At 64.5% G+C, this 13,188-nt stretch carries 7 protein-coding genes and 2 pseudogenes; 5 read left to right on the top strand and 4 right to left on the bottom strand.

Features of this window, described 5'->3' with window-relative positions; genetic code table 11:
- Positions 1-79: 79 nt before the first annotated feature.
- Complete coding sequence (locus QP181_RS06505; RefSeq protein ID WP_333928026.1) at positions 80-739, bottom strand: OmpW/AlkL family protein; 660 nt, start codon at positions 737-739, stop codon at positions 80-82.
- A 324-nt stretch (positions 740-1,063) separates the two neighbouring features.
- Here QP181_RS06505 and QP181_RS06500 point away from each other — a divergent pair, with 324 nt between their 5' ends.
- The 5 genes from QP181_RS06500 (at position 1,064) to QP181_RS06480 (ending at position 8,232) form a co-directional block, all read left to right on the top strand.
- On the top strand, positions 1,064-2,233 hold the full coding sequence (locus tag QP181_RS06500; protein ID WP_333928025.1) for a TonB-dependent receptor plug domain-containing protein: 1,170 nt from the start codon (positions 1,064-1,066) through the stop codon (positions 2,231-2,233).
- Positions 2,223-4,169, top strand: a complete 1,947-nt coding sequence (locus QP181_RS06495) for a TonB-dependent receptor domain-containing protein (RefSeq protein ID WP_333928024.1) — start codon at positions 2,223-2,225, stop codon at positions 4,167-4,169. Before QP181_RS06500 ends, QP181_RS06495 begins: the two co-directional genes overlap by 11 nt.
- Before the next feature lie 54 nt (positions 4,170-4,223).
- Complete coding sequence (locus tag QP181_RS06490; protein WP_132897057.1) at positions 4,224-5,774, top strand: tryptophan halogenase family protein; 1,551 nt, start codon at positions 4,224-4,226, stop codon at positions 5,772-5,774.
- Entirely contained in the window at positions 5,771-7,303 is a 1,533-nt protein-coding gene (locus tag QP181_RS06485; protein ID WP_333928023.1) for a tryptophan halogenase family protein, read from the top strand. The genes QP181_RS06490 and QP181_RS06485 overlap by 4 nt, the downstream gene beginning before the upstream one ends.
- Positions 7,304-7,473: 170 nt before the next feature.
- Positions 7,474-8,232 carry a FadR/GntR family transcriptional regulator gene (locus QP181_RS06480; RefSeq protein WP_332753894.1) on the top strand — a complete coding sequence of 253 codons (759 nt, stop codon included), beginning with the start codon at positions 7,474-7,476 and terminating at the stop codon, positions 8,230-8,232.
- A gap of 59 nt (positions 8,233-8,291) precedes the next feature.
- Here QP181_RS06480 and QP181_RS06475 read toward each other — a convergent pair whose 3' ends face one another.
- The 3 genes and pseudogenes from QP181_RS06475 to QP181_RS06460 all read right to left on the bottom strand — a co-directional run bounded on the left by QP181_RS06475 (position 8,292) and on the right by QP181_RS06460 (position 13,020).
- The gene (locus QP181_RS06475) at positions 8,292-9,923 is read right to left on the bottom strand and encodes an alpha-L-fucosidase (RefSeq protein WP_333929575.1); all 1,632 of its coding nucleotides are present in this window, start codon (positions 9,921-9,923) and stop codon (positions 8,292-8,294) included.
- Between the two features lie 189 nt (positions 9,924-10,112).
- Positions 10,113-10,460, bottom strand: a pseudogene (locus tag QP181_RS19945) (GDSL-type esterase/lipase family protein); the annotation flags it as partial.
- 260 nt (positions 10,461-10,720) lie between these two features.
- Positions 10,721-13,020, bottom strand: a pseudogene (locus QP181_RS06460) (glycoside hydrolase family 31 protein).
- Positions 13,021-13,188: the final 168 nt, after the last annotated feature.

Here is a 13,188-nt window from a genome sequence, read left to right as displayed (position 1 = left end):
ATGTGGCGCACCTTCATGGTGGCCAGTCATGCGAACCGGGGCTTGTATGCGAGGCACTGGATGCAAAACGCGTGCGGCGTCACAACCGAATGCCTAGCCCGAGGCCGAACACGAGCGGATCGAGGCTGATCGCGACCCGCTGCGTGCCGGCCGCGGTCGTCCGCAGCCGTGCGGTCGTGTCGATGTCAATGTATTTGACGTCGAGATTGAGGAAGACCTTCGGCGTGATGTTGATGTCGACGCCCGCCTGTGCCGCCCAGCCGAAACTGTCCTTCATGCGGACGTCGGTCGGTCCGACCGCGGCGGCGAGCCCAGACGACGCCTTCTCGTTCCAGAAGATCGTGTAGTTCAAGCCGGCACCGACATAGGGCCGGATCTTGCCCATCGGGTTCAGGTGATATTGTGCGGTCAACGTTGGCGGCAGGACCCAAGTCGAGGCGAGCTTGCCGATCGAGCCGGTCGTGCCGGTGCGGCCATCGGCTTGATGCTTGGTGGTCGCGGCAATCAGCTCGAAGCCGATATGGTTGGTCGCCATGTAGGTGACGTCGACCTCGGGCATGACGCTGTCGTTGACGCGTACATGCTCGCCGGGAAACGCGGGCAGGACGCTGCCCGAGGTCTCGTTCGGCGCTACCATGATCGCCCGGACGCGGACGAGTACGTCGCCGGCGGCGATGCCTTGTCGCGGTGCTGCGTCGGCCTGCGCGAAAGCGGGGATGCGACCGCAGTCACTGCGCATGCCGCGAGGGCGAGGCTCTTGATCGACGTCGTCATGGTCCGGCTCCTGTAATCCATACGGCCGGGCTATCTGCGCTGGAGAGTTGGGGCGTTGATCGCGGACAAGCAACGTGTTGACCGCGATCAAGGCGCCGTCCGGACCGCAGCGATGCCGAGCGTTTCCGGGCGGCCATCCGGCGCGCGTTCGAATGGTAAAATATGACAAAGAAATTAATTGTCGTATAATAATGGTAGGGCTAACACGGAACGAAGCACCAGGCTGATAAGGTGCCGGTTGGGGACTGCGACGGCCAAGAGCCTGCTGCGGAAAAAAGGGGAGGATTTCATGAGCGCGCATATTCTTGACGTTGATCGGCGCCGCGGAGCCGTTGCTGCAATGCGGACCGGTGTATCCCTGGTCGCTTTGCTGACCGCTGGGGTAAGCGGCACGGCGTGGGCGCAGGCTGAGACACAAAGCATCTCCCCCGACACGACTCAGGCCGCCGTGCCTGGGCAGAATGTCGGCGAGCCCGCAGCGGACCAGACGGATGGTGACATCGTCGTCACTGGTCGCCGCGCCGCACTCGAGGCTGCCGACGAACGCAAGCGGCGCAGCGAGACGATCGTCGACTCGGTCGTCGCCGACGATGCCGGCAAGCTGCCCGACAACTCGATCACAGAAGTTCTGCAGCGCGTCTCGGGCGTGTCGATCGTGCGCTTTGCCGCGCTCGGCGATCCCGATCACTATTCGGTCCAGGGTTCGGGCGTGCAGGTGCGCGGCCTGACCGGCGTCGCTTCGCGCCTCAACGGCCGCGAAATCTTCAGCGCGAACAATGGTCGCGCGATCCTGTGGAGCGACGTGACCCCCGAACTGATGTCAGCAGTCGACGTCTACAAGGCATCGACAGCGGACCTGATCGAGGGCGGCACCGGCGGCCAGATCGATCTGCGCACCAAGCTGCCGTTCGACTTCAACGGCAAGTTCCATATCGCGGGCACCAGCGAACTCGCGCTCGGCGACATGGCGAACAAGGCGGATCCGTCGGGCTCGGTGCTGATCACCGACTCGTTCGATACGCCGATCGGCCGGATCGGCCTGCTCGGCGACGTCGCGTTCAGCCAGTTCAGCTCGCTGTCGCAGTTCATTCGCGTCAGCCCGTATTTCAAGACGACGCTTAGCGATGGCAGCGGCAAGTACGTCCCGAGCGGCTTCGCGTATGGTGACGAGGCGTTCCAGTATAAGCGCTACGGCATCTATGGCGCGGCGCAGTGGCAGCCGGCAGAGTCGCTGACCTTCACCGGCAGCTTCTTCCAGTCGCGCTACAAGAGTCAGTCGAGCGATTACGGTACGCAGCTCGATCTCGCAGACGCTGGCGGTCGATCCGGCGAGCAGCACGTTCGACAGCAACGGCCTGCTGACGAAGACCGACGCGCTCTTCAATCGCGATACGGCCACGTTCCTGCCCACCGGCGGCGCGGTCAACAGCAGCGGCAACAAGGGGTTCGTGGAGAGTAACACGCGGACACGCGATTACTCGCTGTCGTTCGCCTGGGCACCCGTTGATAGCCATTTGTCGCTCCAGGGCTCGTTGCAGCGCGTCAACTCGCGTCAGATCTACGATCGCCTCGACATTTTTCGCGACATCGGCTTCGGCCAGAGCTTCGGCATGGATCTGACCGGCGACCTGCCGCAGATCACCGTCAGCCCGGCGACGCAGGCGTCGTTCGCGGATCCGGCGAATTATTTCTGGACGGCGTCGATGCCGCACAACGAACGCAACAAGGGCCGTCTCGACGCAGGGCAGCTCGATGCCGAATACAAGTTCGACAACAGCTTCTTCCGGTCGGTTAAGGTTGGTGGCCGTTATGCCAAGCGGACCGAGCGCGACCTGTCGAACGGCTATAACTGGACCGCGCTCGGCCGCGGCTGGAACGGCGACCCGCAGCTAACCTACGCCAACGCGGCGCCGGGCGACGTCGCCAGCCACGCGTTCAAGGACTTCTTCCGCGGCAACACGACGCTGCCCGGCAACCTGATGTTCGCGTCGGAAAGTCTGGCGGACCGGTTTAACGCCAACCGCACCGGGCTGGTAACGGCGCCGCCTGCCGGCTTCTGCACCGGTCGTGAGTTCGATTGTTCGGCCTCAGGTCCTCTCCCGGTCACCGGCTATGGCGGCCAGTTCAATCCGGACGGCACCCTGGCAATCAGGCCGGTCGGCTTCGTCTTGCCGGGCGATCAGGTCGAGAACCGCACCAAGAATATCGCAGGCTATGCGCTGGTGCGTTTCGGCCCCGAGGGCGACGCGCGCGGCATCTCCGGCAATATCGGCGTGCGGGTCGTGCGCATCGAGAACGAGGGCAGCGGCTTCATCCAGCAGAATGGCGGGACCGTCTTCATTCGCAATGGCGCTCAGGTGACGCTTGCGAACACCTTCCTCGCACGCGGCGGCAAGGCCGACTTCACGCGCGTCCTGCCGTCGGTCAATCTCGAATATGCGCCGACCGACAAGATCAAGGTGCGCGGCGGCTATAACATCACGATGGATTTGCCGACCTTCAACGCACTGCGCGCCTCGGGTTCGATCGGCGTGGCGACGACGCCCAGTCAGACTCCGGGCGGGATCGGGACGTTCAACAACTTTACCGCGGACACCGGCAATCCGTTGCTCAAGCCGACGCTGTCGAACAATTTCGATCTCTCGCTCGAATATTACGGACGCGCGGGCACGTCGTTCCACATCGCCCCATTCTACAAGCGGCTGACCAACCTGCCGATCTACGCGCTGACGACCCGGCAGGTGACGGTCCAGTTTACCGATGGAACGACGGAGAATGTATCGGCGTCGGCCACCGACTACAGCAACTCGACCAAGGCGGCGACCGTCAAGGGCGTCGAGGTCGGCGGACGCTTCTTCTTCGACATGCTGCCGGGTGCGCTTGCCGGGATCGGGTTCGAGGGCAACTACACGTTCATCAAGAGCAGCAATCCGGGCGACGTCTACCGCGACATTACCGGCGCGGTGAAGAGCGACGCGCCGCTGGTGGGTCTGTCGAAGCACAATCTGAACGCGACGCTGCTATATGAGCGCAATCCGATCTCGCTGCGGATCGCGTACTCGTGGCGCTCGCAATATCTGCTGTCGACCAACAGCAACGGCACGAACGGCACGTACACCTATTACAGCGCGCCAGGCGTCGTCAGCAATCAGGATGGCGGCCTCGATGCCTCCACCCAGATCGCGCTGCCGATCTATGGCGGCAATTACGGGTCGATCGATGCCGGCGTCCGCTTCAAGGTGACCGACTATCTGTCGTTCGGCGTGCAGGGGACCAACCTGACCGCGTCGACGCAGCGTACGCTGATGGGCGGGTATCCCGGCGGCAAGCTGGTCGGGCGTAGCTGGTTCCAGGCCGATCGTCGTATCAGCACTGGTATCAACCTCGCCTTCTGACGATGATACGCCGCTCGTCGACACCGTGTCGGCGAGCGGCAAAGCGAGGCTGTGATGACCAAGCGGATCCTGATCGTGGGCGGCGGCACTGCCGGGTGGCTGACCGCAGGCTATCTCGCCAAGCGGCTCGGCGCTGATCTGCCGGGCGGCGTCGCGATCACGCTCGTCGAATCGCGTGACATCGGGATTCTGGGTGTCGGCGAGGGGACGTTCCCGACGATCCGGCGGACATTGGCGACGATCGGGATCGACGAGGCCGATCTGATCCGACGCTGCGGCGCGACGTTCAAGCAGGGTGCCAAGTTCGTCCACTGGCGCCACGCGCCGGGGCAGGGGGCGACCGATCATTATTCGCACCCCTTCCAGGTCGCGGACGCGAGCGACGGTCTCGACCTGCTGCCCTATTGGCTGCTGGGCCTCGGCGGCACGGAGAATTGGGACGAGGTCTCCAACCCGCAGAAGAAGGCGGCCGACCGGCACCGCGCGCCCAAATTACCGACGCATCCCGATTATGTCGGGCCGCTGAACTATGCCTTCCATTTCGACGCAGTCGCGCTTGCCGGCCTTTTGCGCGAGCAGGGCGTGAAGAACGGCGTCCGCCACCTGACCGACACCGTGAGCGAAGTGCTGCTTGATGCGGACGGCGCGATCGGTGGCGTTCGGACCGAGCGGAACGGGATACTCGACGCCGATCTATACATCGACTGCACCGGCTTTCGCGCTGAGCTGATCGGCAAGGCGATGAAGATCCCGTTCCGGTCGTGCCGCGACGTGCTGTTCTGCAACCGCGCGATCGCCGCGCAACTACCCTATACGCGGCCCGACGAACCGATCGCCTCGTACACGATTTCAACCGCGCAGGAGGCGGGCTGGATCTGGGACATCGGGCTCGATCGTCGCCGCGGCATCGGCCATGTCTATTCGTCCGACCATAGCGAAGACGATGCTGCCGAGCGTGTGTTGCGCGGCTATCTGGGCGCGGCGGGCGAGACCGCCGACGTACGCCATTTCAAGTTCGAGGCCGGCTATCGCGAGGTGAACTGGTACAAGAACTGCGTCGCGGTCGGGCTGTCGAGCGGCTTTTTCGAGCCATTAGAGGCGACCGGAATAGCGTTTGCCGAAGTGTCCGCCGGTATGATCGCTAACCTGTTCCCTTGGGGCGGCGATTACGAGACGTCCGCGCGCCAGTTCAACGCCAACATGCTGCGCCGCTACGAACGTGCGCTCGATTTCATCAAGCTGCATTATTGTATCTCGGAACGCCGCGACACCGCGTTCTGGCGCGACAACGTGGCCGACGCATCGGTGCCGGACCGCCTGCTGGAGATGCTCGATCGCTGGCGGTTCCGGCCGCCCAACGAGCTCGACATCGACGGGCAGGTCGACATCTTCACCGAGGCAAGCTGGCAATATGTTCTGTACGGCATGGGCTGGAAGACCGACCTGAGCGCCAAGGCCGGCGCGCTTCGCTACGGTGAGGATGCACGCCGGGCGTTCGCGGAGGTGCAGCGCCAGGCGCGTTATGCGATCGCCAACCTCCCGTCGAACCGCGATCTGGTATCCTACGCCCAGTCCCACAGCTTTGGCGCGCGGGCCGCAGCGTGACCGTCACCCGGCCCGGGAAGATCACAAAGGTCGTGATCGTCGGCGGCGGCACGGCAGGCTGGATGACCGCGGCGGCTCTGTCGCGACTGGTCGCCAGCGGCGTTTCGGTCACCTTGGTCGAATCCGAGGAGATCGGCACGGTTGGTGTTGGCGAGGCGACGATCCCGTCGCTGCTCGATTACAACCGCATGCTCGGGATCGACGAGGACGCGTTCGTCCGCGCGACCGGCGCGACGTTCAAGCTGGGGATCGAGTTCCGCAACTGGACGCGGCTCGGCGACTCCTATCTGCACCCGTTCGGCACGCACGGCCGCGACATCGACGGCGTTTCCTTTCACCAGCTCTGGCTCCGGCAGGCTGCCTCGGGCAACGCGGATCCCGGACCAATCGACGACTATTGCCTGTCCTCCGTGGCGGCTCGGCGCGGGCGGTTCACTCGGCCGAGCGCCAATCCGCAGTCGGTGCTGTCGACCTTGTCGTACGCGTTCCATTTCGACGCAGGCCTCTACGCGACGTTCCTGCGCGACATCGCCGAGCAGGACGGGGTGGTCCGCGTCGAGGGGCGCGTGATCGCAGTCGATCGGAATGCCGAAACGGGGTTCATCGAGGCGGTGCGGCTCGAAGGCGATCGCCGGATCGAGGGCGAATTGTTCATCGACTGCAGCGGTTTCCGGTCGCTGCTGCTCGGCGATACGCTAGGTGTACCGTTTGCGAGCTGGAAGCAGTGGCTGCCCTGCGACCGGGCGTGGGCGGTGCCGAGCGAACGACAGGGGCCACTGACGCCCTATACGCGGGCGACGGCGGATAGCGCCGGATGGCGCTGGCGGATTCCGCTCCAGCACCGCGTCGGCAACGGCTATGTCTATTCCAGCGCGCATATCGACGACGACGATGCCAAGCAGGCGCTGCTGGCGGGGCTCGATGGCGCGGCGTTGGGCGAACCCCGTCAGTTGCGTTTCGAGGCAGGGCGGCGCGAGCGGCTTTGGGACCGGAACTGCGTGGCGATCGGGTTGTCCGGTGGTTTCCTCGAACCGCTCGAATCGACCAGCATCCACCTGATCCAGTCGGGGATCGCGCGGCTGATGACCCTCTTCCCCGATCGTGGTTTCGATCCGGTCGAAATTGACGAGTACAACCGTGTCATGCTCCGCGAATACGCGCAGGTCCGCGATTTCATCATCCTCCATTATCATGAGACCGAACGATCGGATTCGCCATTCTGGGACCATTGTCGGACCATGGCGCTCCCGGAATCGCTGCAGGGCAAACTCGCGTTATGGCGGGGCAAGGCGCGGGTGTTTCGCGAGCAGGGCGAATTATTCACCCCCGATAGCTGGATCGCGGTGTTGCTCGGCCAGAATGTGCAGCCGGCGTCCTTCGATCCGTTGACGGGCGGATTGCCGCTTGAAGAGGCGACGCGGTTCATGGCTCATATTCGAGAGATGATCGGCAAGACCGCCGAAGCGATGCCGACGCACGAGGATTTCATCGCCCAGCACTGCGCGGCACCGATGTTCCGACAAGCATGATGGGGACGCGCTATTCGGCCGATGCCACGGCCATTTGTGGGGTGGATGAGATACAGTCCTGGTAAGGCAATCTGGTGCGCTCATCATCTTTGCAGGGTAAAAGTGGGCACCTGTCGTGCGATATGCAGAGGGACGCTTGTAGCGGTCACGAATTTGGGCGACCAAGCCCTATGACCGAACCCAAGCCCACGAAGGTCCGCACGGCGCTGGGCCGCAATCTGACTTACGGTATGCTCGACGCCGTGGGTCGCGCGATCGTCACGGGCCATTACGACGGAAAGCGATTTCCTACCGAGGCGGAACTGGCGATCGAGCACGGCGTGAGCCGGTCAGTGACGCGCGAGGCGGTCAAAATGCTGACCGCGAAGGGTTTGCTTTCCGCGCGCCCGCGGCAGGGCACCATCATCCAGCCAAATTCGACCTGGAACCTCTTCGACACCGATGTGCTGCGTTGGCTACTCGAACGCCAGTTTACCCTGCCGCTGCTCCGCAGCTTCAACGAGCTGCGCCTTGCAGTCGAGCCGATGGCGGCGCAGCTCGCGGCATTGCACGCCACGCCGTCGGGCATCGCGATGATTGCGGCGGGCTATGCGCGCATGGAGGCGGCCGAGCGCGGCGATGACGACGCGCTCGAGGCCGACATCGTGTTCCACGTTGCGATCCTGCGAGCGTGCGACAACCCATTCTTCGCACAGTTCGAGGATCTTGTGTCGACGGCGCTACGGACCTCGATCCGCTTCACCAACCGGTTCAAGGGGCGCAGCGCAAGCCTGCCCGCGCATAAGGCCGTGCTCGAGGCGATCGCTGCGCGCGATGCGGCTTCCGCCAGCGCCACGATCCGATCGATCATCGAGGACGTCATGATCCTGATCCGTCAGGCCGAAAGCGAGGGCGCGGTGGTCGATCGCGGAGCGGCCTTGCTCGGCTGAGCAGCGTTCCCAATCGTATCAGCGTTGATCCGGAGTCCGTAAGGTGCGGCCCGAAATGGTCAGACCAGGCCTCGGCCTTCGATCTTCAGGACAGGGACGAAGCCGCCGCCCGGGTTCGCGGGCATCGTCAGGTGCAGGCCGCGCGCATCGCGGCGATGCGCCATGCCGCCGCTGCCGAGCAACGTCACGCGCTCGACCACGCCATCGGCGAAGCGGTTGCGTCCCAGCGCCTCGATCGTGACCGCACCCTGCGGCCAGCCCAGGAACAGCGCGTAGAGCGCGCCCTTGTTGGTGGTGAACCGCACGTCGCGGGCCGTGAACACGCCAGACGATTGTTCGTTCTGCATCCCGGCCTGCAGCCTGGTCGGGCCTTCGCCGTAGATCCGCCATGGCCGCGAGCCGAAGATCGCCTCGTCGTTGACTGCGATCCAGCGGCTCATGCCGTCGAGGATCTTCTCCTCCTCGCCGTCGATCGAACCGTCGCCGGGCTGCGGGATCGAGAGCAGCAGATTGCCGTTCTTCGACACGACATCGGCGAGCCTCTGGATGACCTGCTCGGCGGTCTTGTAGCTTTTGTCGTTAAGCCGCGCGACGTTGTAGAACCAGTCGCCGATACAGGTGTCAGTCTGCCACGGCTCGTCCCACAGATGGTCGGTGAAGCCGCGCTCGACGTCCTGCACGATACCGAACCGCGCATAGGGCTTCAGCTGCTTGGCGGTCAGCACGACGTCGATCTTGCCGTGCCAGGCGATCGAGCGGTTGTAGTAATCCGCCGCTGCCTGGAGCCCGACCGGCCCGAACGGCAGTTCGTAGTCGTCGAAATAGCAGAAGTCGGGCTTGTACTTGTCGATCAGGTCGGTCTGGCGCAGCAGCCATTTTGCGGCGTAGCCCGGATCGTTCGGCGGCGGCGTCTCGATCCACTGGCCGTCATTCGCGTCGTGCCATGCGGTCATCGCCGCGATCGTATCGATGCCGTTGGGCAGGACCGCATGCGCGCCGGTATAGAGCTGTTGCGGGTCGAGACCTTCCCACCACTTACCGTGGCCATCGGCGGTCCGCAGTTTGAACGCGTCGTATCGCTGCCCCTTCAGCGGCCCGGTCGGATCATAGCCGTAGGCGGTCTGATACCAATGCCAGCTATGCGCGGCGTGGTTCGAGACGCCGAACTTCAGCCCCGCCTTGCGCGCCGCCTTTTCCCAGGTGCCGACGACATCGCGTTTCGGCCCGACGCGGAGCGAGTTCCAGGCGTGATAGCGGCTGTCGTAGCAGTCGAGATTGTCATGATGGTTGGCGAGCGAGACGAAATATTTCGCCCCCGCCTTGGCATAGCGGGCGATCAGCGCGTCGGGATCCCAGCGCGCCGCAGTCCAGCGATTCATCACCTCCATCATCCCCGACTTGGTCGGATGACCATAGGTCTTGAGGTGATGTTCGTACGCCGGATGGCCCTGCATATACATGAAGCGACCGTACCAGTCGCCTTGCTCGGGCACCGACTGCGGGCCCCAATGCGACCACAGGCCGAGCTTCGCGTCGCGGAACCACTCGGGGTAGCGATAGTGATCGACCAGCGATTGCCAGGTCGGCTGCACCGGACCGCGCGCCAGCCCCATCGGGCTTTGCGCAAGGGCGTGTGTTGCGGGGCCGAGTGCGGCGATCCCGGCGAGGACCGAACGGCGGCTGAGATCGATACTCACTTGGCTGCGATGGTCCGGCGGATCGCGGCCAGGGCCAGCGGGCGCATCATCGCATAGCCGGCGGGAGTCGGATGGACGCCATCGCTCGCGAGCCCCGGCTTCATCGCGCCTTCGGGTGTGGCTAGCGCGGTGTAATAGTCGACATAGGTGAAGCCGTTCTTCGCCGCATAGGCCTTCAACCAGCCATTGAGCGCGCGGATCTGCGGCACCGGCTGCTTGTCCTTGCTCCACGGGAAGGCGGCGGCGGGCGGGGTCGAGGCGAGGATGACCTTGATACCGTTCGCGCGCGAGGTCGGCCATGCTGGCGATGTTGCCCTGGACGATCTCCATGGTCGAGGCGCCGGTGTTGCCGGCGATGTCGTTGGTGCCCCCCATGATGTGGACCGCGCGCGGTTTCAGCGCGATCACGTCCTCGCGGAAGCGCACCAGCATCTGCGGCGTGGTCTGCCCGCTGATCCCGCGATCGACCAGTCCGCCGGTGAACAGCCCGGCATCCGCACCGATCCAGTTGTCGGTGATCGAATCGCCCATGAAGACCACGCGGACCGGTGTGTTCGATGCCTTCAGCTGTTCGTTCTGCGCGCGGTACCGGCACAATTGGCCAAAGTCGCGCGTGAGCGAATGCAGCTTCCACGCCTCCCATCCGGCGCCGTCTGTCGGCGACGGATGCGCAGGGCAGGGCGCCGCGACGATCCCGACCGGATCGCCGGCATAGGGATCGCCCGGAACATTGGTCTGCGCGGCCACCGGAAAGGCGACCAACGTCAGTGCGGCGATGCAGACTGCGCGGATCACTTCGAAGAGACGATCTGGATCAGCGATGCGGCGTCCTGCCCGGTCGGCAGCTTGCCCGATGCGGTCAGACGCCGGGTCTTGTCGTCCCAGCGCAGCATCGCCTTGCGCCCGCCCTTGGTCCGATAGTCGTTGGTCACGCCGTCATCGTCGTACAGCGCGAAGCTCGCATCGGCGCCGGGATAGACGCGGATGCTCTCGAGCGCCTGCGCGGTCGCGGTGCTCGGCACCTGGACGCCCATCGGGATGATCGACCCGGCGCGCACGAACAGCGGGATCTTTTCGATCGGCGCATTCGCGGTGACGGTCTGGCCGCCGGTGAACCGCTGGTTGGTCCAGTAGTCATACCATTCCGCACCCGCCGGCAGATAGACCTGGCGGCTGGTCTTGCCCTGTTCGGTGACGGGCGCGACCAGGAAGGCGGGGCCGAACATATATTCGTCGCCCATGTCGGCGACGTTGGGATCGTTCGGGAAATCCATGAACAACGCGCGCATCATCGGCGCATTGCTCTCGTAGGTATGGCGGCCGAGCGAATAGATGTACGGCATCAGCGAGTAGCGCAGCTTCAGGAAGTTCGCGAGGACCGGCTCGGCCGCGGTGCCATATTGCCAGATCGCGGTGGCCGGGCGCTGGCCGTGGATCCGCAAGGTCGGCGTGAATACGCTATAGCCGAACCAGCGCGTGAACAGCTCGGGATAATCCGCGTAATCGGGCGCCATCGCGGTTGCGCCCGCCGGATCGAGCAGTACCGGGCGTGTCGCCTTCGGCCCGTTCGGCCATTGCCAGCCACCGATGTCGCTGCCCCAATAGGCCATGCCGCTCGCGGTGAAGCCGAGCCCGGCCGGCACCTGTCGATGCAGCGCTTCCCAAGTCGACTTGATGTCCGACGACCAGAACAGGCCGCCGTTGCGCTGGGCACCCAGATACGCCGCGCGCGACAGGATCAGGTTGCGCATCGTGGGACGGTCCTTAGCCGACCCATCCGCGACGCTCATCGTGTGGAGCAGCGGGAAGACGTTGTGGTAGCGGTCGCCCGAGCCGATCGAGTAGAAGCTGCCGTCGGGCACCAGATCGGGTTCGGTCTCGTCGAGCCAGAACCAGTCGAAGCCCTGGCTGGCGATGTTGTCGCGGATCCGGTCCCAGAACCAGTGGCGCGCATCGGGGTTGGTGCTGTCGAGCAACGCGCCCGCACGATCCGAGCGGATCGGCAGGCCGTCGACGACGTTGCCGTCTTTGTCCTTCAGCAACCAGCCCTTGGTCGACAACAGGTCGAAATACCGCGATTCCTTCTCGAAGCGCGGCCAGACGCTGATGATCGAATGCATCCCCATCGACTTCAACTTGTCGTTCATGCCCTTGGGATCGGGGAAATAGTTCCGGTCGATGTCGAGCTGGCCCATGCGCGACCAGTAGAACCAGTCGAGCACCATGATGTCGAGCGGCAGGCCGCGGCTGCGATACCCGGTGGCGACGTCGAGCAATTCTTTCTCGGTCTCGTACCGCGCCTTGCTCTGGATAAGGCCGAACGCAGCCTTTGGCGGCAGCGGCGTGGTGCCGGTCAGCGTCGCGTAGCCGGCATAGATCTCGTCGGTGGTGGCGCCGGTGATGACGAAGAACGAGACGCGCTCGCCGACCTCCGACTGCCAGTGCGTCGAACTATGCAGGCCGGGGGAAACGACGGTCGAGGACGGATTGTCCCATACGATGCCATAGCCCTTGTTGGTGACCATGAACGGCACGCAGACCGTCTCGCCCGCGGGCGCATCGTAATTGTGGCGGCAGTCGATCGTGCGGCCGCGCAGGTCGAGCTTGCCCTCCTGGTTCTGGCCGAGCCCGTAATAATGCTCGTCAGCGGGCGAGGCGAAGCTCGCGCCGACGCGGAACGTCTTCTCGCCGTTGACGGTATGCGGCGCCATTTCCCAGCCGGTCATCTGCGTTAGCATAGTGCCGTCCGCCTTGCGGATCGTCACCGACACCGGCGGTAGCGACGGTGCGAAATAACGCTCCATCTGCGTGGGCGCCTTGGGCCAAGGCTTCGCATCGACCGAGAGCGACAGCGCGGAAGAGACGAAGACGTCGGCGCCTGCGTCGTTACGATGCATCCAGCCGGCGGCATCGGGCTTTGCGTTGGGGCCATCGCCGGGGGCGCGTCGACCTGCCCACGGTCGGTCGCGATCGTCACGCGGACGATGTTGGGGGCATAGGCCTCGACCGAAACCAGGCTGCCGTTGCGATCGACCGTCGCGATCGGTGCAGCAGTGGCGGCGGTGCCGAGCGTCGCTAGTGAAACCCCCATGGTCAACCGGGCGATCAGCCGCGAAGACCAGCCCCATCGCGACGTGGTGCGGGACTGGTCAGACGATTGCGCGTCGATACGGGCTGGGGAAATGTACATCGAAATCCTCTCCACGGGTCTATGCCCTGACGGTAGCGCTATCTTGGCCGAGACGGTAATTTTGTCGTA

Source organism: Sphingomonas sp. LR55, from assembly GCF_036856015.1.
In the GTDB taxonomy this organism is placed as follows: domain Bacteria; phylum Pseudomonadota; class Alphaproteobacteria; order Sphingomonadales; family Sphingomonadaceae; genus Sphingomonas.
Note: the sequence above shows the minus strand (reverse complement) of the source record. Positions and strands in the feature narration are given on the sequence as shown.

What these genes read in the sequence shown, in the direction of transcription:
- QP181_RS06505 (WP_333928026.1), bottom strand. Translation starts at nt 739, where the DNA reads ATGCGCAGTGACTGCGGTCGCATCCCCGCTTTCGCGCAGGCCGACGCA.
- QP181_RS06500 (WP_333928025.1), top strand. Translation starts at nt 1,064, where the DNA reads ATGAGCGCGCATATTCTTGACGTTGATCGGCGCCGCGGAGCCGTTGCT.
- QP181_RS06490 (WP_132897057.1), top strand. Translation starts at nt 4,224, where the DNA reads ATGACCAAGCGGATCCTGATCGTGGGCGGCGGCACTGCCGGGTGGCTG.
- QP181_RS06480 (WP_332753894.1), top strand. Translation starts at nt 7,474, where the DNA reads ATGACCGAACCCAAGCCCACGAAGGTCCGCACGGCGCTGGGCCGCAAT.